Annotated in this window: 19 protein-coding genes; 9 read left to right on the top strand and 10 right to left on the bottom strand. The window is 73.5% G+C overall.

From position 1 onward, the window contains the following. Window positions 1–242: 242 nt before the first annotated feature. The gene (locus tag AB0Q96_RS32380) at window positions 243–3,296 is read left to right on the top strand and encodes an NPCBM/NEW2 domain-containing protein (RefSeq protein WP_365331751.1); all 3,054 of its coding nucleotides are present in this window, start codon (window positions 243–245) and stop codon (window positions 3,294–3,296) included. A 16-nt stretch (window positions 3,297–3,312) separates the two neighbouring features. Here AB0Q96_RS32380 and AB0Q96_RS32375 read toward each other — a convergent pair whose 3' ends face one another. The 8 genes from AB0Q96_RS32375 to AB0Q96_RS32340 form a co-directional block, all read right to left on the bottom strand. Further along, on the bottom strand, window positions 3,313–4,218 hold the full coding sequence (locus tag AB0Q96_RS32375; RefSeq protein ID WP_365331749.1) for a LysR family transcriptional regulator: 906 nt from the start codon (window positions 4,216–4,218) through the stop codon (window positions 3,313–3,315). Between the two features lie 4 nt (window positions 4,219–4,222). After that, entirely contained in the window at window positions 4,223–5,422 is a 1,200-nt protein-coding gene (locus AB0Q96_RS32370; protein ID WP_365331747.1) for a glycine C-acetyltransferase, read from the bottom strand. 45 nt (window positions 5,423–5,467) lie between these two features. Continuing rightward, the gene (gene tdh, locus AB0Q96_RS32365) at window positions 5,468–6,496 is read right to left on the bottom strand and encodes an L-threonine 3-dehydrogenase (RefSeq protein WP_365331745.1); all 1,029 of its coding nucleotides are present in this window, start codon (window positions 6,494–6,496) and stop codon (window positions 5,468–5,470) included. 194 nt (window positions 6,497–6,690) lie between these two features. Further along, entirely contained in the window at window positions 6,691–8,994 is a 2,304-nt protein-coding gene (locus AB0Q96_RS32360; protein WP_365331743.1) for a serine/threonine-protein kinase, read from the bottom strand. Beyond that, a complete protein-coding gene (locus AB0Q96_RS32355; RefSeq protein WP_365331741.1) occupies window positions 8,976–9,941 on the bottom strand; it encodes an oxygenase MpaB family protein in 966 nt (321 codons plus the stop codon). Before AB0Q96_RS32355 ends, AB0Q96_RS32360 begins: the two co-directional genes overlap by 19 nt. A 39-nt stretch (window positions 9,942–9,980) precedes the next feature. Next, window positions 9,981–10,445 carry a hypothetical protein gene (locus tag AB0Q96_RS32350; RefSeq protein WP_365331740.1) on the bottom strand — a complete coding sequence of 155 codons (465 nt, stop codon included), beginning with the start codon at window positions 10,443–10,445 and terminating at the stop codon, window positions 9,981–9,983. A gap of 113 nt (window positions 10,446–10,558) precedes the next feature. Continuing rightward, window positions 10,559–11,824 carry a hypothetical protein gene (locus tag AB0Q96_RS32345; protein ID WP_365331738.1) on the bottom strand — a complete coding sequence of 422 codons (1,266 nt, stop codon included), beginning with the start codon at window positions 11,822–11,824 and terminating at the stop codon, window positions 10,559–10,561. Window positions 11,825–11,962: 138 nt separating this feature from the next. Then, window positions 11,963–12,661, bottom strand: a complete 699-nt coding sequence (locus tag AB0Q96_RS32340; RefSeq protein WP_365331736.1) for an MBL fold metallo-hydrolase — start codon at window positions 12,659–12,661, stop codon at window positions 11,963–11,965. 105 nt (window positions 12,662–12,766) lie between these two features. On the opposite strand from AB0Q96_RS32340, the gene AB0Q96_RS32335 reads away from it, so the two are divergent. The 4 genes from AB0Q96_RS32335 to AB0Q96_RS32320 all read left to right on the top strand — a co-directional run bounded on the left by AB0Q96_RS32335 (window position 12,767) and on the right by AB0Q96_RS32320 (window position 16,537). Beyond that, window positions 12,767–13,726 (top strand): helix-turn-helix domain-containing protein, encoded by a 960-nt coding sequence (locus AB0Q96_RS32335; RefSeq protein ID WP_365331734.1) that lies wholly within the window; start codon window positions 12,767–12,769, stop codon window positions 13,724–13,726. A 129-nt stretch (window positions 13,727–13,855) separates the two neighbouring features. Continuing rightward, window positions 13,856–14,854 carry an aldo/keto reductase family protein gene (locus tag AB0Q96_RS32330; RefSeq protein ID WP_365331733.1) on the top strand — a complete coding sequence of 333 codons (999 nt, stop codon included), beginning with the start codon at window positions 13,856–13,858 and terminating at the stop codon, window positions 14,852–14,854. A gap of 52 nt (window positions 14,855–14,906) precedes the next feature. Continuing rightward, on the top strand, window positions 14,907–15,668 hold the full coding sequence (locus AB0Q96_RS32325; protein ID WP_365331731.1) for a response regulator transcription factor: 762 nt from the start codon (window positions 14,907–14,909) through the stop codon (window positions 15,666–15,668). Window positions 15,669–15,811: 143 nt separating this feature from the next. Beyond that, on the top strand, window positions 15,812–16,537 hold the full coding sequence (locus tag AB0Q96_RS32320) for a hypothetical protein (RefSeq protein ID WP_365331729.1): 726 nt from the start codon (window positions 15,812–15,814) through the stop codon (window positions 16,535–16,537). Window positions 16,538–16,555: 18 nt separating this feature from the next. Here the strand turns inward: AB0Q96_RS32320 and AB0Q96_RS32315 are convergent, their stop codons facing one another. After that, window positions 16,556–18,295 (bottom strand): GAF domain-containing protein, encoded by a 1,740-nt coding sequence (locus AB0Q96_RS32315; protein WP_365331895.1) that lies wholly within the window; start codon window positions 18,293–18,295, stop codon window positions 16,556–16,558. Window positions 18,296–18,598: 303 nt separating this feature from the next. Here AB0Q96_RS32315 and AB0Q96_RS32310 point away from each other — a divergent pair, with 303 nt between their 5' ends. Genes AB0Q96_RS32310 through AB0Q96_RS32300 form a run of 3 tightly spaced genes read left to right on the top strand, consistent with a single transcriptional unit; the run spans window position 18,599 to window position 21,265 of the window. Beyond that, complete coding sequence (locus AB0Q96_RS32310) at window positions 18,599–18,751, top strand: hypothetical protein (protein ID WP_365331728.1); 153 nt, start codon at window positions 18,599–18,601, stop codon at window positions 18,749–18,751. Between the two features lie 41 nt (window positions 18,752–18,792). Then, complete coding sequence (locus AB0Q96_RS32305; RefSeq protein ID WP_365331726.1) at window positions 18,793–19,791, top strand: nitroreductase; 999 nt, start codon at window positions 18,793–18,795, stop codon at window positions 19,789–19,791. 34 nt (window positions 19,792–19,825) lie between these two features. Next, window positions 19,826–21,265, top strand: a complete 1,440-nt coding sequence (locus tag AB0Q96_RS32300; protein WP_365331724.1) for an MBL fold metallo-hydrolase — start codon at window positions 19,826–19,828, stop codon at window positions 21,263–21,265. Here the strand turns inward: AB0Q96_RS32300 and cynR are convergent. Next, window positions 21,239–22,222 (bottom strand): transcriptional regulator CynR, encoded by a 984-nt coding sequence (gene cynR, locus AB0Q96_RS32295; RefSeq protein WP_365331722.1) that lies wholly within the window; start codon window positions 22,220–22,222, stop codon window positions 21,239–21,241. The two genes, AB0Q96_RS32300 and cynR, sit on opposite strands and share 27 nt — an antisense overlap. A 146-nt stretch (window positions 22,223–22,368) precedes the next feature. Here cynR and AB0Q96_RS32290 point away from each other — a divergent pair, with 146 nt between their 5' ends. Then, window positions 22,369–22,986 carry a carbonic anhydrase gene (locus AB0Q96_RS32290; RefSeq protein ID WP_365331893.1) on the top strand — a complete coding sequence of 206 codons (618 nt, stop codon included), beginning with the start codon at window positions 22,369–22,371 and terminating at the stop codon, window positions 22,984–22,986. Window positions 22,987–22,994 lie beyond the last annotated feature (8 nt).

Raw genomic sequence — 22,994 nt, 5'->3', positions numbered from 1 at the left:
GGGGCTCGCCCGGCCGCTGCGGCACCCCGTGCCCGCGCCGGGCCCGACCGGCACCCCACTCCTTCCGGTCGACATCCCCGACGCGAGCAAGGTGAACGCGAAGTATTGACAGAGACATGACTGAAAGCCTCAATATTCAACACAGTTCAACAGAGCTCACCCTCAGCTCACCTCTCCGGAGGGACACCCCCACCTGAAGGGAGCGACCTCACATGCGTCGTTCTTCCTGTGCGATGACCGCTGTGCTCGCAGTGGTCGGCACCGCACTCGCCCTCCCCGGCCCCGCGCCGGCGATGGCCGCCACCCCCGCCGGTGCGGCAGCGGGCCCGTACGTGATCGAAGCCGAGAACATGTCGCTGACCAACTTCGCGACGGACACGGTGAACCACACCTGGAACGGATCGACGGTCGACAACGTCACCTACGTCCGGGGCGCGGCGGGCCAGACGAGCACCGCCAGGAGCACCTTCTCCGGCACGGCCGGGACGTACGACCTCATCACGCGCTACAACGGCATGACCGAGAACGGCGTGACGTACAAGATCACCGTGAACTCCACCGCCATGGACTCCTGGGGCACCTCGCGCCGCTACGGACGCGACTACACCGACCCCGTCAACATCGACACCCGCACGTCGAGCAAGATCCCGCTCAAGCCCGGTGACGTCATCGAGCTGACGGCCACCTCGACGGGCGAGGTCCCGCGGATCGACCGGATCACCATCCAGGAGCACGTGGGGGCGCCGACCAGCACCCTGAGCATCAAGTCCCCGAACGCGGCCCTCAACGACGGCTTCACCTGGGGCAAGAACCGCGCGCTCGCGATGACCTTCTATCCGGGCAACCCGATGATGGGCCACGAGCCGGAGTGGTGGCGGCTCAAGAACGCGGCGCACCCGACGGTCGAGCCGGGCTACTGGGGCGCGTACACCAACCGCGAGTCGTACTACAACCGCGACATCTCCCACCAGTCGGACGGCGCGCACGCCGTCGGCCTGGACGCGGAGACCTTCCGGATGATGAAGACCTTCGCCGGAGACGCCGACGACCCGGGCCAGAACGGCTGGCCGCTGTGGGCGCACAGCTCGTACGGCGCCATGTACTACATCGACGGCACCGGCTTCCGCGAACTTCCCTCGCCATTCAACCTGATGACGAAGGCGTACAAGCAGTACCAGTGGACCGGCGACCCGGCCTGGCTCAACGACCCCGACCTCTCGAAGTTCTACGACTCGACGATGGGGACGTTCCTCTCCGGCCACGAGGTCAAGTGGAACGACGCCGCCCCGGCGGCGGAGCAGCCGGTCTCGCGGAAGCAGCCCGGCGAGTACACCGCCACCTACTTCGAGTTCCCGAACGAGAACCTGGTCTCGGCCGCCGACTCCCTCGGCTACCAGTACCAGTCGATGCTCGCCTACTCGGAGATCCTCAAGGCCAAGGGCGACACCGCCGGCAGCAGCACCTGGGCGGCGCGCGCCCAGCGGGTCCGCGACCACTTCGAGACCGGCTGGTGGGACGCGGCGAACAACCGGTACGTCCGGGGCAAGGACGCCGCTGGCACCGGCTACAGCAGCTGGGGCCACGAGGCCAGCTTCCTGATGATGCTGACCGGGCTCGGCGACCACGGCCCGCGGACCGAGGGCTACCTGGACTTCGTCGCCGCGAACGACGACGACCTGAACGTCGAGGCGACCTCCTACCTGCCCGAGATGTACTACCAGTACAACCGCACGGCCGAGGGCTGGGCCTGGCTCAAGAAGCTGATGGCCGAGAAGAACACGTACCCCGAGATCTCCTTCCTCGCGGTGAGCAACACGATCGACGGCATGATGGGCGTGCAGCCCGACGCCCCGAAGGACCGGCTCGCCACCGTGTCGCGGCTGACGTCCGAGACGCCGTGGGTGGAGATCGACCACCTGAAGGTCGGCGACAACGACCTCAACCTCCAGCACACCGGCACGACGGCGTCGAAGCTCACCAACAACTCCGGTGGCACCGTGGACTGGGAGGCCCAGTTCTACGGCACCCACGGCACGATCACGGTGAACGGCACCCCGTACACGGCGCGGACGAAGTCCCTGTACGGCAAGACCGTCTCGTACGTCACGGTGCCGGTGACCGCCGGCGCGACCGTGACCGCGTCCGCCGGGGCCGCCCCGACGGGCGACACCATCGCGCCCAACGCCCCGACCGGTCTCGCGGCGAGCGGCGTGACCTCCGGCAGCGTCGACCTGGCCTGGACGGCGTCCGACGACAACGTCGGCGTGACCGGCTACCAGGTCTACCGCGGCACCACGCTCGTCGGCACCACGACGGGCAGCGCCACCCGCTTCACCGCCACGGGCCTGACGCCGTGGACGCCGTACACCTTCACGGTGAAGGCGGTCGACGCCGCCGGGAACGTCTCCGGCGCGAGCAACGCCGTCACCGCCTCCACCGGCGGCGACGGCCGGCCGGTCGACCTGAGCACGCTGACCTGGACCAGCGCCCGGAGCGACTTCGGCAGCGTCACCAAGGACAGGAGCGTCGACGGCGCCCCGATCCGACTCAACGGCACGACGTACGCCAAGGGCATCGGCACCCACGCCAACAGCACCATCGCCTACGCCCTCAACGGCGGCTACAGCCGCTTCCAGTCCGACCTCGGCGTCGACGACGAAGTCACGAACAACGCCACCGTGACCTTCGAGATCTGGGGAGACGGCACCAAGCTCTACACCTCCCCCACCATGACCCCCACCAGCCCCACCGCCACCGTCGACCTCGACGTCACCGGAGTCACCACCCTCACCCTCAAGGTCACCGACGCCGGCGACGGCATCAACAGCGACCACGCCGACTGGGCCGGGGCCAAGCTGATCACCCGCCCGCAGACCCGGACGGCCCTCGCCGACCTGAACTGGACGGGAACGCCCGTGATCGGCTGGGGCACCGTCGGCAAGGACAAGAGCGTCGGGGGCAACACCCTCACCCTCAACGGCACCACCTACACCAAGGGCATCGGCACCCACGCCAACAGCACGATCGCCTACGCCCTGAACGGCGGCTACAGCCGCTTCCAGTCCGACCTCGGCGTCGACGACGAGATCACGAACAACGCCACCGTGACCTTCGAGATCTGGGGAGACGGCACCAAGCTCTACACCTCCCCCACCACCATCACCCCCACCAGCCCCACCGCCACCGTCGACCTCGACGTCACCGGAGTCACCACCCTCACCCTCAAGGTCACCGACGCCGGCGACGGCATCAACAGCGACCACGCCGACTGGGCCGGGGCGACGCTCCTGAAGTAGGGAGTGCGCGGACGCCCTAGGGCCGCCTCGCCGCCTCTTGCAGGGCGGCGAGGACGGGGTGGATCAGGGGGTGCTCCTCCGCGCCGCGGCGGACGGCTCCGAAGACCCGGCGGGTCGGGGCCACGCCGTCGGCGGGGCGGACGACCACGCCGGTGAGGTCGGTGCCGCGGAGGGCCGAGCGGGGCACCAGGGCCACGCCCGCGCCCGCCGCGGAGAGCGCGACGACGGCGCGGAAGTCGTCGGAGACATGCGCGAAGACCGGGGCGAAGCCGGCGTATTCGCAGGCCAGGACGGTGACGTCATGGCAGGGGTTGCCGGCGGACTGGCCGATCCAGGAGTCCTTCGCCAGGTCGCCGAGGGAGATCCGCTCGCGGTCCGCGAGCGCGTGGTCCGGCGGGAGCACCACGTCGAACGGCTCCGCGTACAGCGGTACGCGGGTGAGGCGGGCGTCGTCCTCACCGGGTGCCCCCCGGTACTCGACGGCGACCGCCACGTCGACCTGCCGGTCCAGGACCATCAGCAGGCTCTCGTCGCCCTCGGCGTCCTGCACCCGGACCCGGATGCCGGGCGAGCTGCGGGCCAGGGAGCCGATCGCCGGGGCGACGACCAGGCCGATGCCGGTGGCGAACGCGGCCACCGTCACCGTACCGGCCTCGCCCGAGCCGTAGGCGGCGAGCTCGGCCTCGGCCCGCTCCAGCTGGGCCAGGACGGCATTGGCGTGGCTCAGCAGGATCTCGCCGGCCGGGGTGAGCCGGGTGCCCCGGGCGTTGCGGTCCACCAGCCGGTGGCCGGTCTCCTGCTCCAGGGCGGCCAGCTGCTGGGAGACCGCGGAGGGCGTGAGATAGAGCGCGGCGGCAGCCGCCGTGACAGTACGGTGGTCGGCCACCGCCCGGAGAATGTGCAGCCGCCGCGCTTCGATCATGCCCCTAGTTTCGCAGGGCGTCCCGGGCCTCGACGAACGCGTCCACCACGCGGTGCACGTCGTCCGTGGAGTGGGCGGCCGACAGCTGCACGCGGATGCGGGCCGCGCCCTGCGGCACGACCGGGTACGAGAAGCCGATCACGTACACGCCGCGCTCCAGGAGGAGCTCGGCCATCCGTCCCGCCTCGGCGGCGTCGCCGATCATGACGGGGGCGATGGCGTGGTCGCCGGGGAGGATGTCGAAGCCCGCCTCGGTCATCCGGGAGCGGAACAGCGCCGTGTTGGCGTTGAGGCGGTCCCGCAGGTCACCGGCGGACTCCAGCAGGTCGAGGACCTTGAGGGAGGCGGCGGCGATCACCGGGGCGAGGGTGTTGGAGAACAGGTACGGGCGCGAGCGCTGGCGCAGCAGGGCGACGATCTCGGCGCGGGCCGCGACGTAGCCGCCGGAGGCACCGCCGAGGGCCTTGCCGAGGGTGCCGGTGATGATGTCGACCCGGTCCATCACGCCGTGCAGCTCGGGGGTGCCGCGCCCGCCGGGGCCGACGAAGCCGACGGCGTGCGAGTCGTCGACCATGACCATGGCGTCGTAGCGCTCGGCCAGGTCGCAGATCTCGTCCAGCGGCGCGACGTAGCCGTCCATGGAGAACACGCCGTCGGTGACGATCAGCTTGCGCCGCGCGCCACCCTCGTCCGCCGCCTTGAGCTGCTGCTCCAGGTCGGCCATGTCGCGGTTGGCGTAGCGGAAGCGGCGGGCCTTGGAGAGGCGGATGCCGTCGATGATCGAGGCGTGGTTGAGGGCGTCGGAGATGACGGCGTCCTCGGCGCCCAGGATCGTCTCGAAGACGCCGCCGTTGGCGTCGAAGCAGGAGGAGTAGAGGATCGTGTCCTCCTGGCCGAGGAAGGAGGACAGACGCGCCTCCAGTTCCTTGTGGACCTCCTGGGTGCCGCAGATGAAGCGGACGGAGGCCATGCCGTAGCCCCAGCGGTCGAGCGCCTCGTGGGCGGCGGCGATCACCTCGGGGTGGTCGGCGAGGCCCAGGTAGTTGTTGGCGCAGAAGTTGAGCACCTCGCCGGGGCGGCCGCCCGAGGTGACCGAGACGGTCGCGTTCTGGGGGGTGCCGATGACCCGCTCGGGCTTGTGGAGGCCGGCCTGCTTGATCTCCTCGAGGGTGGCGAGGAGGTCGTCGCGTACGGAATCGAACATGGAGTGCAGCTCCTGAAGGTCTACGGGAGGACGTCGGTCCGGGGGTCAGACGGTCCAGTCGAGGATGATCTTGCCGCCCTTGCCGGAGGCGGCGTCGTCGAACGCGGCCTCGAAGTCGGTGTAGGCGTAGCGGCCGGTGATCACGGGGGCGAGGTCGAGGCCGCCCTCCAGGAGCACGGACATGGCGTACCAGGTCTCGAACATCTCGCGGCCGTAGATCCCCTTGATGGTGATCATGGACGTGACGATCTTCGCCCAGTCGACCGAGAAGTCCTCGCTGGGCAGACCGAGCATGGCGATCTTGCCGCCGTGGGTCATGTTGGCGATCATGTCGCGCATCGCGCGCGGATTGCCGGACATCTCCAGACCGACGTCGAAGCCCTCCTTCAGACCGAGGGTGCGCTGGCCGTCGGCGATGGACTGCTCGGCGACGTTCAGGGCCAGCGAGACGCCCGTCTTGCGGGCCAGCGCGAGGCGCTCCTCGCTGACGTCGGTGATGACGACGTGGCGCGCGCCGGCGTGCTTGGCGAGCGCGGCGGCCATGATGCCGATCGGGCCCGCACCGGTGACCAGGACGTCCTCGCCGACCAGCGGGAAGGACAGCGCGGTGTGCACGGCGTTGCCGAAGGGGTCGAAGATCGCGGCGACGTCGAGGTCGACGTCGACGCGGTGCACCCAGACGTTGGACGCGGGCAGCGCGACGTACTCGGCGAAGGCGCCGTCGCGGCCGACCCCGAGGCCCACGGTGGCACGGCACAGGTGCCGGCGGCCGGCCAGACAGTTGCGGCACTTGCCGCAGACCAGGTGGCCCTCGCCGCTGACCAGGTCGCCGACCTCGATGTCCGCGACGTCGCGGCCGGTCTCGACGACCTCGCCGACGAACTCGTGCCCGAGGGTCAGCGGCGTGGCGATGGTCTTCTGCGCCCAGCCGTCCCAGGAGCGGATGTGCAGGTCGGTCCCGCAGATACCGGTCCGCTTGACCTTGATGAGCACGTCACCCGGACCGATCTCGGGCTCGGGAACGTCCATGAGCCAGAGTCCCGGCTCTGCCTTCTGCTTGACCAGCGCCTTCAATGTAACGGCTCCCGACGTACGCGTCCTGTGATGTGCAGGTTCCGGGCGCGGCGAAGCACCCAAGATCCCTGAAACAAATCTTTCGTACCTGGAGCCCATGGTCCATCGAGGATTTCTTAAGCGCACTCGCAGATCAGCTTCACGCCGCCGGTGGGAGCCCGCCCGGCGTCAACGTCGGGACCCCCGCAACTCCCCTACCGCCGCTGCCCGCGCCCCATGCGCTGCGTGCAGTGTGCCTCGTCCGCCCGGGCCGCGAGCGTGTCGGGGTGGGCGGCGCCCAGGGTGCGGGTGCGGCTGTCGGCGACGCGTCGGTACTCCTCCAGGGCGTCCTCGTGGCGGCCCAGCCAGCCGAGCCCGATGCCGATCTCGCGGCGGCTCACGAGCGTGTCGGGGTGGTCCGGGCCCAGTACGCGCGTGCGCAGCCCGCAGACCGCGCGGGCCTCGGCCAGGGCGTCCTCCCACCGGCCGAGGCGGCCCAGGCTCACGCCGAGGCCGTGCCGTGCCCGCAGGGTCTCCGGGTGTTCGGGCCCGACGGCCCGGGTGCGGTCCGCGGCGAGCTCCCGGTAGAGCTCGGCGGCCTCCTCGGCGCGGCCGAGCCGCCCGAGGCAGATGCCCGCCTCGTAGCGTGCGGCGAGCGTGTCGGCGTGGTCGGCGCCGAGGGCGGTGGCGCGCGCGTCGGCCACCTCGCGGTACTGGGTCAGCGCGTCCGCCCAGCGCCCGAGCCGGCCCAGGAGGTGCGCCACCTCGTGACGGGTGGCGAGCGTGTCGGGGTGGGCGGCGCCCAGGAGCCGGCCGCGGGCGTCGGCGACCTCGCGGGCCGTCGCGTACGCCTCCGGCAGCCGGTCCAGCCGGCCGAGGGTGAAGGCCAGGTTGTGCCGGCAGCGCAGGGTGTCGGGGTGCTCCTGGCCCATGGTGCGTTCGCGCACGCCGAGCACCGCCGCGTACACGGAGTGCGCCTCCGCGTGGCGGCCGAGCCCGCCGAGGACGTACGCGGTCTCCTGGCGCGCGGCGAGGGTGTCGGCGTGGTCGGTGCCGAGGGTGCGGGCGCGCCCCTCGGAGACCGCGCCGAACTCGCGCAGCGCGTCGGCGTGCCGGGCCGAGCGGGCCAGCGCGAAGGCCAGTTCGTAGCGGCTGGCCAGCGTGTCGGGGTGGTCCGCGCCGAGGACCTGGCCGCGGTCGCGGACGACGGTCCGGTGCACCTCGGCCGCCTCCTCCCACCGCCCGAGCCGGCCCAGCCCGAGCCCGGCCCGGTGGCGGCCGGCGAGCACGGCGAGGAGTTCGGAGGCGAGCGCGGTGACGGGGCCCGTGGAACCGGGTGCCGGGGAGGGGGCGGGCAGGGGGACGAGGCCGGTGCCGGGCAGGGTGCTGTGGTCGTGGCCGGGGGCGGAGGTCTGCGCGGAGGCGGGGGCCGCCGCCTGGGTGGCCTCGGCGAGGAGCGGGTGCGGGGGCGCGAGGGTGCCGGTCGCCGGGCTCGCCGGGCTCGCCGGTCCGGGCAGCGCCGGGATCGCCCGGGTCCACTCCCCGGTCAGCGCCGTCGCCGGGTCGTACGCGGCCGTGGGGGCGCCCATGAAGGTGGTCGTCGCCGGGCGGCCGATGGTGATCCGGCCGGCCCAGCCGGGCAGGGCGAGCGGCGGGCGCGGGGCAGGGCGGCCCGGGGCGAGCCGGCTGCGGATCTCCGTCGCGTCCGCCGGGCGGGCCTCCGGGGCCTTGGCCAGCAGGTCGAGGACGAGCAGGTCGAGGGCGGCCGGCAGCTCCGGGCGGTGGCTGCGCAGGGGCGCGGGCGTGGTGTCCCGGTGGCCGACCAGGACCGCCCAGGTGTCCTCCAGGTCGAACGGCGGGACGCCGGTGGCGATCTCGTACAGGACGCAGCCCAGCGAGTACAGGTCGCTGCGGTGGTCGATCTCCCCTCCGCCGCCGATCTGCTCGGGGGACATGTAGTGCGGGGTGCCCATGGCGATGCCGGTGCCGGTGAGGCGCGAGGTGATGCCGTTGTCGGCGGCGAATCGCGCTATCCCGAAGTCGCAGATCTTCACGGCCCCGTCGCCGAGCCGCACGATGTTGGCGGGCTTGAGGTCGCGGTGCACCACGCCCTGGCGGTGGGTGTAGGCGAGGGCGTCGGCGACCTGCGTGGCGATGTCGACGACCTCGGCGACGGGCAGCGGGGCCTTGCCGTTCTTGTCGCCGAGGAGCTGGCTGAGGTTGTGACCGTCGAGCAGCTCCATGACGAGGAAGAGCACGCCGTCGGACTCGCCGAAGTCGTGCACGACGGTGATCCCGCGGTGCTGGAGCGCGGCGGCGACCCGCGCCTCGCGGCGGAACCGTTCGCGCAGCACGGTGAGCGAGGCCGGGTCGCGCTGCGGGCCGAGCGGCCGGAGGCACTTGACGGCGACGCGCCGGCCGAGCGCCTCGTCCGTCGCCCGCCAGACCTCGCCCATGCCGCCGCGACCGATCACCTCGTGCAGCCGGTACCGGCCCTGGATCAGCCTGGTGTCCGCCATCGCGTGCCGTCGCCCCCGTTTGCCCCGTGGCCGTGCCCGTCCCGGCCCGGCCGGTCCAGTATGGCGGCCGACGGGCGCAGACTGTACGGCGCGGGTCGGGTGTCCTCGCCGAGTCGGTCCATCGCCCGCAGGATGTGCCGCGGGGGCAGCCGCCAGCGGAGCCGGTCCGGCAGGCAGCGCAGCAGATTGGCCGTGGCGGTGAGCCGGTACGTCACGGTCGGCGGCGGTGGCGCGGGGCGCCCGTACAGCTCGTGGGCGTACGGGGGCAGGGTGTCGTACGCGAGTGCCGCCACGCGCCGCCAGAGTGCCTCGCGCGCGGGCACGAGCGCGGGCGTGACGGGCGGCGCGCGCAGGAAGTCGTCGACGACCTTCGCGTCCTGCCCGGCGGCCAGCGCGGGGCGGACGGTGTCGAAGTAGCGCCGCAGCCCGTCGGTCGTGCCGGGCACCTCGTCCGGGTCGAGTCCGACGAGCCGGGCGGCGGCGCGCTGCTCGTCGACGTACCGGTCGGCCTGGGCGTCGGTGAGGGGGATGCCGGAACGGCGTACGACGTGGAGGTACGAGTCGATCTCGGCGCAGTGCACCCAGAGCAGCAACTCGGGGGCGTCGACGCCGAGCAGCCGGTGGATCTTCCGCACCCGGGCCCCGGCGGCCTCGGCGGCTTCCGTGGTGCCGTAGGTGAGGGTCCCGACGAAGCTCGCGGTGCGCAGGAGGCGGCCCCAGGCGTCCTTGCGGAAGTCGCTGTTGGCCATGACGCCGCGGATGGCGGCGGGGTGCAGGGCCTGCAGGTACAGGGCGCGCACCCCGCCGATCCACATCACGGGGTCGCCGTGCAGCTGCCAGGTGACGGATCCGGGGCCGAAGACCCCGGGGTCGGCGCCGGGCCGGGGGCCGTCGGCGCCGACGGTTCGTTCGGCTCGCGCCGCTCGGCCGGCTCGCGTGGCTCGCATGGGTTCAGGCTAGGCGGGCCGGGCCCCGTGGTCGACGGCTCAGCGCCAGATCGTCTGGACGGAGTCGAACTGGACCCAGGTGACGGGGTTGCCGGTGTTGCCGCCGTAGACGGTGACCGAGCCGGCGGGGTTGATCTCGAAGCGGCAGGCGTTGATGCCCTGGCTGTTGTTGCGGGGCGCGGTGGCGCGCACGTACCAGGTGGGGCGGGCGAGGGCGGGCGGCAGCGTGGCGATCTTGGTGTCGGCGGTGAAGGAGCCGGTGACCTGGCCGCGGGCCTGGAGGAAGGTGGTGCCCGCGATCGTGACGAGCCGGACCTGCGGGGTCGCGCCGGCGGTCGCGGTGATGCCGGGCTCCAGGACGAGGTCGGTCCACTCGCCGGCCTCGACACCGCCGGGGGCGGCGGCCGCGGGGGCGGCGGTGGCGAGCCCGCCGACGGTGAGGGCGGCGGGCAGGGCGAGGGCGGCGCCGAGGATGCTGCGGCGGTGGTGGGAGGTCGGGGACATGCGGAGGGCTCCTGTCGGTGTCGGGGCGGGGGCGGGGGCGGGGCTTTCCGGACACGGGCTAGGCCGTGTCTTCCGGATCGGGCGCGAGCCCGGCACGATCCGGAAGGGACGGCCTAGCGCCAGGCGGCGCTGAAGCTGTCGAGCTGGGCCCAGGTGATGACGTTGGTGGTGCGCCCGCCGAACAGGCGCAGTTCGCGGTCGGTCCCGGCCTCGACGCGGGCGACGGTGTAGCCGCCGTTGCTGTTGCGCGGCACGTTGGCGCGGGCGGTCACGCTCGGGGTGAGCGCGTCGGGCAGGTGGCCGATGACGGTGTCGGTGTCGAAGCTGCCCTTGACGCCGCCGCTCAGCTGGAGGGTGGGGGTGCCGGCGATGCTGATCAGACGCCCCCGGGGGGCGTTCTGGTCGACGCTCACGCCCGCCGCGAGGGTGATCGGCTGCCAGTCGGTGAGCACCTTGACGCCGTCGGTCTCGGGCGCCCCGGAGAGCGTCACGACGGTGCAGGTGCGCGGGCCGGGGTCCTCGCAGGCGAAGCCGAAGTGCAGGCGCGGGACGCCGTCGCGGACGGAGACGGCCATGCCCTCGGGCTCACGCCACTCCAGGCCGGGCGCCGCGTCGCTGAGCCGCCGGTCGAGCAGGGTGCCGGTGACCCGGTCGAAGGCGGTGAGGTACGTGTTGCCCGGCAGCGGGTTGGTCGCCGAATACGCCTCGCCCTGCAGCGTGTACAGGATGCCCGCGTGGGAGGCGTATCCCTGGAACACGGCGCTGGGCAGGGCCGGGGTCAGCCGCCCGACCGGCTCCCACACGCCGGCCGCCGCCTTGGCGAGGTCGTAGCGCTCCCAGTGGGTTCCGTTCAGGGAGAAACGGATGACGAGTTCGCCGGTGCCGCGGTCGATGGTGGGGGTGAGGAAGCGGGCCGCCGGGTCGGGCGTGTACGGCGTGGTGTGGCGTCCGGTGCCGTAGGTGACGACGTCCCCGTCGGCGTAGGTGAAGCTGGTGACGGCGGTGCCGTAGCCCTCGTTCTTCGAGTTGGGCGTGGACGCGGTCTCGGTCCACAGCCAGATCGTCCCGCCGCGGTTCTCCACCCCGATGCTGACGCCGTGTCCGAAGCCGCGCAGGTACATGAAGCCGGCCATCCGGCCGTCCTCGGTGAGCCGGGTCAGGCACAGGTCGCCGTCGGCCTTGCGGGTGTCGTAGTCGACCTCGGCGGCCTCACCGGCGAGTCTGATCCCGCCCTCCATGATCTGGAGCACGAAGACGTCGCCGGACACCGGATCGATGCCGAACGACTGCATGACCGTGCCGTTCTTGAGCGGGCGGCGGTGGAGCAGTTTGCCCACCGGGCCCGCGATGTCTATCTGTCCTTCGACGGTGACGCTCAACGACGCCGCTCCTTGGGATGGTTCGGATGTTCCTGGTGACGGGAACCGCGTCAGTCTGCCAAACCCGGTCGCAGGGCGTGCGGGGGCGGGTGTCGGGGGGCGGGTGGGTGTCGGGGGGCGGGTGGCCGGGCGCGCGGTTCAGAGCGGGGCGTTCTCGTCGGCCGCGAAGGGGGCGCCGTGGCCGGGGACGATCACGTCGGTGGCGGCCAGGACGCGCAGGCGGGAGGTGCGCTGGAGGGCGTGGTCGGGGGCGACCGGGTCCTCGACGGGGCCGTTGGGGCGCCACCACAGGTCGCCGACGAAGGCGACGACGCCTTCGGCGGTGCCCGCGAGGAGGGTGATGTCCTCGGGGCTGTGGCCGGGGGTGCGGATCAGCCGGAGGGACGGGGTGAGTTCGTGGCCCTCGGCGTCGCGGTCGGTCCACTGGTCGGCCGCGTAGACCGCCTTGTGGTCGTGCACCCGGGCCCGCCCGAAGAGGCCCACGTTCATGGTGTTGTCCGGGTGGTGGTGGCTGAGGACGACGTCGGTGATGTCGTCGGGGCCCAGGCCGAGTTCGGCGAGCGGGCCGAGGATGCGGTCGCGGCTCGCGACCATGCCGGGGTCGACGACGACGTGCCGGTCGCCGTCGGTGACGTAGGAGACGGTGGCCGCGACGCCGGGTCCGGTGGAGAGCGTGTAGCCGGTGGTGAGGACCGTGTAGACGGCGGTACGGGCGAGGGTGGCGGCCTCGTTCACGGTGGCGACCTCGTTCACGGCGGCGGTGGCGGTGGCGGTGGCGGTGGCGGTGGCGGTGGCGGTGGGGAGCGTGTGGGGCGTCTGGGGCGTCGTGTTCGTCATGGCAACGATCTTGCCGAGGGGGTCGCGGCCGCACGAGTGGCACTGATGCCACCGATCGCAGGAAACGTGCCAATCATGCCGCGGCCCCTGTGTCAGACTGCGCGGATGCCCGCCTTCCGTACCGTCGCCGCCTATGTCCCGCCCGGTGTCGGCATGTTGGCCGTCGGCATCGTCGCCGAGGTGTTCGGTCCGCACGGGAGCGAGTTCCCCGGCTTCGACGTCACCCTGTGCACCGACCGCCCGGGCCGGCCCGTGCCGACGGACTGCGGGGTGCCGCTGGCCGTCGACGGCGGGCTGGAGGGGCTGGCCGCCGCGGACCTCGTGATCGCCCTGCCCGGGGCAGGGTTCCGCACCCCGCCGGGGCCCGCGGTCCTGGAGGCGCTGTCGGCGGCGTACGCGCGCGGCGCGCTGGTGGCGGCCCACTGCGTCGGCACCTTCGCGCTGGCCGCCGCCGGGCTGCTCGACGGCCGCCGGGCCACCACCCACTGGCGTTTCGCCGACCTGCTGGCGAGCCGTCACCCGCTGGTCGACGTCGAGCCCGACGCCCTCTACGTGGACCAGGGGCGGATCGTCACGGGCGCGGGCGCGGCGGCCGGTTTCGACCTGTGCCTGCACCTGTTGCGCCGCGAGCACGGCGCCGCGCTCGCCAACGCGGTCTCCCGGGACATGGTGCTGCCCTCGCACCGCGACGGCGGGCAGGCGCAGTATCTGGCCGCGCCCGTCCCCGAGGACGGCGAGGACGAGCGGCTCGCCGAGGTCCTCGGCTGGGCCCGGTCCCAACTGCACGAGCCGCTGCCCGTCGCCGAGTTGGCCCGGCGGGCCATGATGAGCCGGCGTTCCTTCGCGCGCCGCTTCACCGCCGCCACCGGGACGACGCCGCACGCCTGGCTGCGGGAACTGCGCCTCACCGGTGCCGAGGAACTCCTGGAGACCACGGACCTGCCGGTCGAGGAGATCGCCCGCCGGGTCGGCTACGGCAGCGCGGCCGTGCTGCGCGAGCAGTTCGTGCGCCGCCGCGGGGTGCCCCCGCGCACGTACCGCCGTTCCTTCAGCCGCACGCCGTAGCCGCCCGTGACCGGCGGGACAGGGGGCCGGGGCGCGGGTGAATGCGCGGGCGCGGACGGGGTGGGCGGCCTAGGTTGGACGTCTGACGGCGCACCACGTTGTTCTTTCCGCTGCGAAAGGAAGTCCCCCATGCGGTACCGCAAGCTGGGCAACTCCGACCTTGAGGTCTCGGAGATCTCGCTCGGTTCCTGGCTCACCTACTCCGGCGGCGTCGAGGCGGACGCGACCCGCGCCTGCACGGAGGCGGCCTTCGACGCGGGCATCAACTTCTTCGACACGGCCAACGTGTACGGACGCGGGGCGGCCGAGGCGGCCTGGGGCGAGATCCTGTCCTCGCACCCCCGCGACTCGTACGTCCTGGCCACCAAGGTCTGGGGTCCCATGTCGGACGACCCGGCCGACCGGGGCCTGTCCGCCGCCCAGATCGCGCGGCAGATCGACGCCTCGCTGACCCGGCTGAGGACCGACCACGTCGACCTCTACCAGGCCCACCGCTTCGACCCGGCCGTGCCGATCGAGGAGACGATCGAGGCGTTCCAGAAGGTCGTCGAGCAGGGCAAGGCCCGCTACCTCGGCTTCAGCGAGTGGACGAACGAGCAGATCCAGACGGCGATCGACCTCGCGGGCCCGGAGCTCTTCGTCTCCTCCCAGCCGCAGTACTCCATGCTCTGGCAGGTGCCGGAGGCCGGGCTCTTCGACCTGACCGAGGCCCACGGCATCTCCCACATCGTCTGGTCCCCGCTCGCCCAGGGCGTCCTGACCGGCAAGTACCGCCCGGGGCAGCCCGTCCCCGAGGGCAGCCGCTTCGCGAACGACGCGATGGCGGGCGCCCGCGATCTCGTCTACAACGAGGCGAACCTGGAGGCCGTCCAGCGCCTGGTGCCGATCGCGGACGAGGCCGGCCTCTCCCTTCCCACCCTCGCCCTGGCCTGGGTGCTGCGCCGCTCGGAGGTCGCCTCCGCGATCACCGGCGCGTCCCGGCCCGAGCAGGTCCACGCCAACGCCGCCGCCTCCGGGGTCGGCCTCTCCCCCGACCTGCTGGCCGCCGTGGACCGCGCCCTCGGCGACGCCCCGCTGACCGAGCCCACCCTGGCACCGAACGCCCAGGCGGGCGTCAAGCGGCGCTGATCGGCCGGCCTCGCCCGAGCGGGCCGGGCGGAGGAACTGGGACAATCGAGGCATGACCGAGGCATCCGCCGCAGTGACCCGGGTCTTCCTCGTGGACGACCACGAGGTGGTCCGCCGGGGCCTGCGCGACCTGATCGACGACGAGGCCGACATGGAGGTGGTCGGCGAGGCGTCGACCGCGGAGCAGGCGCTCGCCAGAGGGCCCGCGCTGCGGCCGGACGTGGCCGTGCTCGACGTGCGCCTGCCCGACGGCGACGGCATCACCGTCTGCCGGGAACTCCGTTCCCGGGCGCCCGGCCTGGCCTGCCTGATGCTGACCTCGTTCGACGACGAGGACGCCCTCATCGACGCGATCATGGCGGGCGCGGCCGGATACGTGCTCAAGCAGATCAAGGGCTCGGACCTGGTGGCCGCGGTACGGACCGTGGCCACCGGCCAGTCGATGCTCGACCCGGCGACCACCGCCCGGCTGATGCGCTCGCTCCGGCGTCCCGAGCCGGTGGTCCCCCCGGAGGACGAGCGGCTGGCCGCGCTGTCGGAACGGGAGCGGTCCGTGCTGGGACTCATCGGCGAGGGCCTCACCAACCGGCAGATCGCGAAGCGGCTCTATCTGTCGGAGAAGACGGTCAAGAACCACATCTCCCGCCTCCTGACCAAGCTGGGCGTGGAACGCCGGGTCCAGGCGGCCGTCATCGCCGCCGAGGCGCGCGGCCAGGCCCACGGGCACGAGCACGAGCACCGGACCGAGCCTGAGCACGGTGACGACCACGGCCACGGCCACAGCCACAGCCACGAATCCGGCTCCGGCTCCTGACACCCCGTGGGCACGGGCAGATCCGCCACTCACCGTAGCCGCAATTCACAGCGGTCAACTGGCGTGTAACAGAAGGGTGTTGGGACCCCGAGCCGCTACCGTTGCGGCGGTCGTATCCGCACGAGCGCCCAGGGGGCAGCCGCATGACCATCACCTTCGGGGGAGCCTTCTCGTCCGACGCGATCTGGATGCTGGCGCAGGCGCAGCTCGCCGCGGTGGACCGGGCGGCCGACCCGGCGGACGCCCGGTGGGGCCTGTGGGAGGAGCCGGCCGAGGACGTCCTCCTGTCCGTCCAGGACTTCCTGGCCACGCCCCTGTTGGCGAAGCTGGGGGACGTGCCCGACACCCAGGTGGTGGTGCTCGGCACCTTCGGGAGCAAGCCGGGCGGGGCCACGGGCCTCAAGGGCGTGGCCCGGGGCGGCGCCGAGGAGGACCTGACCCACGGCACGGCCGACGAGATACGCGCCTGGCGCGCCGCCAACCCCGGCGCCCGGTTCGTCGTGACGGTGCGGGTCACGGCGGGCGAGGACATGAACTGGCCCGGCTACCTGGTGGAGATCCTGGTGCACGAGCTGGCCGCGCACGCGGAGCCCTTCGCGGACTTCCTGCTGGCCGAGGACTTCATCCCCGGCAGCGGCTCCCTGGACACGGAGAAGGAACAGCACCGGCACCTGCACGCGGGGAACCCCCGCTACCGGCTCCTGGGAGCCTGCTACCTGGAGCAGTTCCCGCAGGAGGGCAACGGCCCCGAGTTCTGCAGCCGCATGTTGATGGACACCCGGGCCCGACCGACCCTGCCCCCCGGCCTCTGGCTCACGGCGGCCCGCCTCACGGGGCGCCCCGGCGCGGGCCAGGAGGAGACGGCCTGACCGGGGCGGCCCCCGGGCCTAGGTCCCGCCCGGCTCCGTCGGCAGCGGGACCCGCCATTCCAGCAGGGTGCCTCCCGCTCCCTCGGGGCGGGCGGGCAGCGACAGCGTGCCGCCGAGGCGTTCGGCGCGTTCGGCCAGGTTGCGCAGCCCGCTGCGCGGGACGCCGGACGTGATGCCCACGCCGTCGTCGCTCACGGAGACGGCCAGGACGCCGTCCGCGGCGACGACGGCCACCTCGGCGCGGCGGGCCCCGGAGTGCCGGGCCACATTGCTGAGTGCCTCGCCGATGACCGCGACGACCTCGTCGGCGGTGCCGGGAGGCACGTCGGTGTCGAGGAGGCCCTCCATGCGCAGGGCGGGGGCGAATCCGAGGACGGACGCGGCGGAGTCGACCGCCGTGACCACGCGGCTCCTGAGCCGGGGCGCGGTCCCGGGGGCCGGGTGCTCGCGGAGGCCGAAGACGGTCGACCGGATGATCTTGATGGTGGCGTCGAGGTCGTCGATCGCGCGGTTCAGCCGGTCCTGGGCCTCCGGGTGCTCGACGAGACGGCGGGCGCTCTGCAGGGTCAGCCCGGTCGCGAACAGGCGCTGGATCGCGAGGTCGTGCAGGTCACGGGCGATGCGGTCGCGGTCCTCCAGGAGGCTCACCTGCTCGGAGTCGCGGCGGCGGTCGGCCAGTTCGAGGGCGAGGGCCACCTGGTCGGCGAAGCCGGGCAGGGCGGCGGTCCCCGCTCCGGTGAACGGCGGCCCGCCCCGGCTTCGCGCGAGGATCAGCACGCCGCTCAGACGTTCCTCCGTACCGACCCTGACGGCCACCGCGGGCCCGAACCCCCGCCACCGCTCCCGTTGCACCGTGACCCGCTCGTCGCGCTCGACGTCGGCGACCCTGAACGCCCCGTCCTGGGCGAGGGCCGCGGCGGCGAGGGTGCCCTCGGCGCTCGGCAGCACGACGCCCCGGTGCGCGTCGGCGCCCGCGCCGCACGCCAGCGAGCCGCGCAGCTCGCCGCCCGGGCCCACGAGGCAGAACACCCCGAGGTCGGCGCCGGCGATGTCCACGGCCCGCTCCAGCATGCCTTCCAGGACCTCGATCTCGGCCGTGCCGGACAGCAGGGCGCTGGTCAGCGCGGAGCCGGCGGCCAGCCAGCGCTGTCGCAGCCGCCCCTCCTCGTACAGGCGGGCGTTCTCGATGGCGATGCCGGCCGCGACGGCCAGCGTCGTGACGACGGCCTCGTCCTCCGCGTCGAAGTCGGCGCCGCCGCGCTTCTCGGTGAGGTAGAGGTTGCCGAACACCTCGTCGCGCACGCGGATCGGGACGCCGAGGAACGAGTGCATCGGCGGATGGTGGGCGGGGAAGCCGTACGAGGCGGGGTGGTCGGAGAGCTCGGCGAGGCGCAGCGGCCGGGGGTCGCGGATCAGCTCGCCGAGCAGGCCGTGGCCGGAGGGGAGGGCGCCGATCCGTTCGCGCAGGGCGTCGTCGACGCCGACGGGCAGGAACGCCGACAGCCGCCGGTCCTCGCCGATGACGCCCAGCGCCCCGTACTCGGCGTCCACGAGGGTCACGGCCGCCTCGACGATGCCGCGCAGCACCTGGGGCAGGTCCAGTTCCCGGCCGACGGACATGACGGCTTCGAGCAGCCCGTCGAGCCGGTCCCGGGTGCCCCGCACCTCGTCGATGCGCGCCTGGAGCTCGTCGAGCAGTTCGTCGAGGCGCAGCCGCGGCAACCCGCTGTGGGCCCGCGCCGGGCGGTCAGGCCCCATGGTCACGCCCCATCGTCACCTCCGGCCCTCCCGCCGCCGGGCTCCGGCACCCGCCGTACCGATGGTGCGACGCCGTGCGACCGGCCCGCTTTCACCGTAGCCGGGCCGCCCGGTCCCCGCGCGGTCTCGCTGCCCCTCAGGCGTGGGGCCGGGGCCGAAGGTCCCTGCGGGGCCGGCCCGGCCCTGACCGGTGCGGAGGGGTCCGGTCGGTCCGGGTGCGGGACCGTTCGGCCCTCGCGCCGGGCCGACACCCGGGTGGACGATGGTGGAGGAGCGGGGGTCGACGTGACGGGAGGCGCGGAGATGAAGCACATGACGCGGCGGCCGGGCCGCGCCCGGATCCTCGTTCGACGCGCCGAGCGGGTGGACGGCGTCATCGCCGTCGTGGACCGGCTGTCCAGCCCCGACGACGCGCTCCCCACCGCCGCTGCACGCGCCGCGCGGGACCCGTGGTGACCGGCGTCCACCGGGCACCGTTCAGACAGGACGGTCGAGCCATGTCCAGCCCCCTTCCCCTGACCCGGCAGCTCGTGACGGCCCTGGTCGAGGACGCCGTCACCGCGCCGTCGATGCACAACGCGCAGCCCTGGCGGTTCGTCCACCGGCCCGGGACGTACGCCGTCGAGCTGTACGGCGACCCGGCACGCGGCATGCCGCGCGAGGACCCCGACCACCGCGCCCTCCATCTCGGCTGCGGCGCGGCCCTGTTCGGCCTGCGCGTCGCCGCCGCGCACCACGGGCTGCACGCCGATGCCCGGCTGCTGCCCGACGCCGGGGATCCCTGGCACCTCGCGGACGTACGGCTCCGGGAGCCGACGTACGAGGACGGGGCGGCGGACCTGGCCGTCTTCCGGCCCGCGCTGCGGGAGCGGCACACCAGCCGTTTCCCGTTCACCGAGGAACGGATCCCCGCCGAGCTCCTCGACGCGCTGTGCGCCGAGGCCGTCCGGGAGGGCTGCCGGCTCGTCGTCCCCGGAGCCTGGCACACGGACACGGTCCTCGGCCTGGTCCACGCCTCCGAGCTGTTCGAGGCCGCGAGCACGTCGGTCCGCGCGGAGATCTCCGCCTGGACCCGTACGGGCGCGGCGGGCGACGGAGCGGCGGGCGAGGGGATCCCGGCGTACGCCTTCGGACCGCGCCAGTACGACGTGACCGCCCCCGTCCGGGACTTCGACGCCCCGCGGCGCGTCGCCTCCCGCACCTCGGCGACCTTCGAGAAGAAGCCGCAGATCGCTCTCCTCGGCACGGTCGGGGACAGTCCTCGGGAATGGCTGGCGGCCGGTCAGGCGATGCAGCGGGTCCTGCTCCGGGCCACCCTCGACGGACTCTCCGCGTCGCTCATGTCCCAGCCCCTGGAGTGGCCCGAACTGCGGTCCCTCGCCAGGGATCCCGGCTCCGCCATGGGCTTCGTCCACATGGTGCTCCGCCTGGGATACGGCCCGCGCGGCAGGGCCACGCCGCGCCGCCCCGTCCCGGAGGTGCTCGACATCGTCTGAGGGACCGGCACACCGCACGAGGAAGGCGACGCCCATGTCCAGCACCGCCCCGCACACCTCCCCGTCCCCCGCGCCCGCCCCGCCCCGCCCGGCCCTGCTCAGCTTCCTGGGCGGCGTGGGGACGGTCACCGGGAGCAAGTTCCTCGTCGAGAGCGACCGGGCCCGGATCCTGCTGGACTGCGGCCTCTTCCAGGGATTCGCCCGGCTGCGCCGCCGCAACTGGGAACGGTTCGGGCGGGACGCCGCCGACATCCGCGCCGTGGTCGTCACCCACGCCCACCTGGACCACTGCGGCTATCTGCCGCGCCTGGTGCGGCAGGGCTTCCGGGGCCCGATCCTCGCCAGCGCCCACACCGCCCGGCTCGCGGGGATCGTGCTGCGGGACAGTGCCCGGCTCCAGATGGAGGCGGCCCGCCACGCGGACGAGCACGGCTGGTCCAAGCACCGCCCGCCCAAGCCGCTCTACGACGAGGCGGACGTCGAGAAGACCCTGTCGTTCTTCGACCCGGTCCCGGTCGGCTCCGAGGTGGAGATCATGGCCGGCACCCGGCTGACGCTCCACCACGGCGGGCACATCCTCGGGTCGGCGTGGGCGCACCTCACGCTGGAGGACGGGCACACCCTTGCGGTCTCGGGGGACCTCGGGCGGCCCGGACACCCGCTGCTGCTGCCGCCCGAACCGTTCTCCGGCGCGGACGTGCTCCTCATGGAGTCGACGTACGGCGACCGGCGCCACGACCACGACTCCGCGCGGTCCGCGTTCGCCGACGTCGTCGGGCGCACGCTCGCCCGTGGCGGCACCGTCGTCGTCCCGGCCTTCGCCATCGACCGGACCGAGGTCGTCCTGCACGAGCTCGCCCGGCTGCGGGAGTCGGGCGTCCTGCCCCGGTCCGTCCCCGTGTACGTGGACAGCCCGATGGCCCTGGCCGCCCTGGACGTGTACCGGGACGCCGTGCGCGAAGGGTCGGCGGAGCTGCGTCCCGAGGTCCTGGCCCAGGGGGCGGCGGCGCTCAGCCCGGAGCCGTTCCTGGCCGCCCGTACGGTCCAGGAGTCCATCGAGATCAACAGCGCGCCCGGCCCCGCCGTCATCGTCTCCTCGGCCGGGATGGCCACCGGCGGCCGGGTCCTCCACCATCTGCGGCGCCTGCTGCCCGACCCGCGCAACGCGGTGGCCGTGGTCGGCTTCGCCGCGGCGGGCACGCGGGCGCGGGACCTGGTCGACGGGGCCCGGACGCTGAAGATGTTCGGCTCCTACGTGCCCGTACGCGCGGAGGTCGCCGACGTCGCCCATTTCTCGGCCCACGCCGACGCGGAGCAGATCGTCGACTGGCTGCGCGGGGCCCCGCCCCCGCACACCACGTACCTCGTCCACGGCGAACCGGAAGCCTCGCAGGCGCTGCGCGACCGCCTCGACCGCGAGCTGGGCTGGACGGCGGTCGTCCCCCGCTCAGGCGAGTCGGTGCTCGTCCGCTGAGCGCTTCGGATCGTGCGCCGGCGCCTCCGCCTCCGCCCCGGCGCCGGTGTAGCCGCGGGCGCGGACGAGGTCGTGGGCGAGCCGGGCGAAGGCACGGGTCGCGGCGCTGTGATAGGCGCCCTGCCGGTGCAGGAGGGTGACCGTGCGGGTGGGCAGCGGCGGATCGAGGGGCACGGGCGTGAGGTGGGGGTGGTCGTCGGTGATGGCGTCGGGCAGCACGGTGGCGAGGGGGCCGCGCCGGACGATCTCGGTGAGGGCCTGGATGGAGTTGGCCTCCACGGTGATGCGGGGGGCCACGCGGTGGGCGGCGAAGTAGGCGTCGATATGGGCCCGGGTGGCGAAGTCACCGCTGAGGAGGGCGAGTTCGCGGTCGGCCAGGGCGCGGACGGGCAGCGGGGAGGAGGCGGATCCTGGAGCAGTGGGCGCCTCCCCTGCGGCGGTGACGAGGCCCAGGGTCTCCGTGAAGAGCGGCGCGGCGGCGATGCCGGGCGGGTGGGGGCCGGCGAAGGCGATGCCCAGGTCGAGTTCGTCGGCGAGCAGGGCGGCTTCGATACGGTCCTGGGTCGCCTCGGTCAGGGTCAGGCCGATTCCGGGATGACGGGTGTGCAGTGCGACGGCGAGCGGGCCGACGAGGTAGGCGGTGAACGTCGGGGTGACGCCCAGGCGCAGGTGCCCGCTGGACAGGTCCTGGACATCGCGGACGGCGCGTTCGGCGGCGGCCAGGTCGCGCAGCGCCCGCCGGGCGTGCTCGGCGTAGGCCGCACCCGCGTCGGTGAGCCGCACCGTGCGCCCGGTGCGGTCGAGCAGCTGCACGCCGAGGGTCCGTTCCAGCTGCCTGACCTGCTGGGACAGCGTCGGCTGGGAGATGTGCAGGTCCTCGGCGGCCCGGGTGAAGTTGCCGTGCTCGGCGACGGCGAGCAGATAGCGCAGGTGACGCAGTTCCAGTACAGGGGCCATGCGCACCACTATAGGCGCGGCTATAGATGACACCACTGACTCCTATCGCCAGCAGGTCTTGGACTCTATAGCCGCAGGTCGTGCATGGTGGATCTCGCCGGCACCGAGGGGCCGGCGGCCACAGAAGGGAGTGACCCATGCGACCCATGCAGGACCTCGCCGAGGGCGTCGCCCGTTTCCAGCGGGACGTCTTCCCGGCCAAGGCGGAGCTCTTCGCCCGCCTGGCCACGCACCACACGCCGCACACGCTGTTCATCAGCTGCTCCGACGCCCGCGTCGTACCCGAGCTGATCACCGGCACCGAGCCGGGTGACCTGTTCGTCATCCGCACGGCCGGGAACCTGGTGCCCGCCCACACCCCCGGCGCGGACGGTGTGGCGGCGAGCATCGAGTACGCCGTGGCCGCGCTGGGCGTGCGGGACGTCGTCGTCTGCGGTCACTCCGCCTGCGGGGCGATGACGGCGCTGGCCCAGGGGCACGACCTCAGCGGCGCCCCCGCGGTCGCCGCCTGGCTGCGCCACGCCGACGCCTCCCGGGCCCGTACCGCCGCCGGTGACGTGTCCGCCCTCGTACGCCAGAACGTGCTCGCCCAGCTGGCGAACCTGGCCACCCACCCGTCGGTCGCCCGCGCGCTGGCCGAGCGGCGGATCACCCTGCGCGGCTGGGTCTACGACATCGGCACCGGGAGCGTGGAGGACCTGACCTCCACCGCCACCACCACCACCGGAACCGAAACCCCCGCCGTCCCGGCCGCCGCCGCCTGACCTCGCGG

The sequence above is a fragment of the Streptomyces sp. NPDC093111 genome, from assembly GCF_040683955.1.
GTDB lineage: Bacteria > Actinomycetota > Actinomycetes > Streptomycetales > Streptomycetaceae > Streptomyces.
Note: the sequence above shows the minus strand (reverse complement) of the source record. Positions and strands in the feature narration are given on the sequence as shown.

Excerpts from the sequence above, each read along its gene's own strand:
- AB0Q96_RS32375 (WP_365331749.1), bottom strand. The coding sequence starts at position 4,218 with ATGATCGAAGCGCGGCGGCTGCACATTCTCCGGGCGGTGGCCGACCAC.
- AB0Q96_RS32370 (WP_365331747.1), bottom strand. The coding sequence starts at position 5,422 with ATGTTCGATTCCGTACGCGACGACCTCCTCGCCACCCTCGAGGAGATC.
- AB0Q96_RS32360 (WP_365331743.1), bottom strand. The coding sequence starts at position 8,994 with ATGGCGGACACCAGGCTGATCCAGGGCCGGTACCGGCTGCACGAGGTG.
- AB0Q96_RS32355 (WP_365331741.1), bottom strand. The coding sequence starts at position 9,941 with ATGCGAGCCACGCGAGCCGGCCGAGCGGCGCGAGCCGAACGAACCGTC.
- AB0Q96_RS32350 (WP_365331740.1), bottom strand. The coding sequence starts at position 10,445 with ATGTCCCCGACCTCCCACCACCGCCGCAGCATCCTCGGCGCCGCCCTC.
- AB0Q96_RS32340 (WP_365331736.1), bottom strand. The coding sequence starts at position 12,661 with ATGACGAACACGACGCCCCAGACGCCCCACACGCTCCCCACCGCCACC.
- AB0Q96_RS32335 (WP_365331734.1), top strand. The coding sequence starts at position 12,767 with ATGCCCGCCTTCCGTACCGTCGCCGCCTATGTCCCGCCCGGTGTCGGC.
- AB0Q96_RS32330 (WP_365331733.1), top strand. The coding sequence starts at position 13,856 with ATGCGGTACCGCAAGCTGGGCAACTCCGACCTTGAGGTCTCGGAGATC.
- AB0Q96_RS32325 (WP_365331731.1), top strand. The coding sequence starts at position 14,907 with ATGACCGAGGCATCCGCCGCAGTGACCCGGGTCTTCCTCGTGGACGAC.
- AB0Q96_RS32320 (WP_365331729.1), top strand. The coding sequence starts at position 15,812 with ATGACCATCACCTTCGGGGGAGCCTTCTCGTCCGACGCGATCTGGATG.
- AB0Q96_RS32315 (WP_365331895.1), bottom strand. The coding sequence starts at position 18,295 with ATGGGGCCTGACCGCCCGGCGCGGGCCCACAGCGGGTTGCCGCGGCTG.
- AB0Q96_RS32310 (WP_365331728.1), top strand. The coding sequence starts at position 18,599 with ATGAAGCACATGACGCGGCGGCCGGGCCGCGCCCGGATCCTCGTTCGA.
- AB0Q96_RS32305 (WP_365331726.1), top strand. The coding sequence starts at position 18,793 with ATGTCCAGCCCCCTTCCCCTGACCCGGCAGCTCGTGACGGCCCTGGTC.
- AB0Q96_RS32300 (WP_365331724.1), top strand. The coding sequence starts at position 19,826 with ATGTCCAGCACCGCCCCGCACACCTCCCCGTCCCCCGCGCCCGCCCCG.
- cynR (WP_365331722.1), bottom strand. The coding sequence starts at position 22,222 with ATGGCCCCTGTACTGGAACTGCGTCACCTGCGCTATCTGCTCGCCGTC.
- AB0Q96_RS32290 (WP_365331893.1), top strand. The coding sequence starts at position 22,369 with ATGCAGGACCTCGCCGAGGGCGTCGCCCGTTTCCAGCGGGACGTCTTC.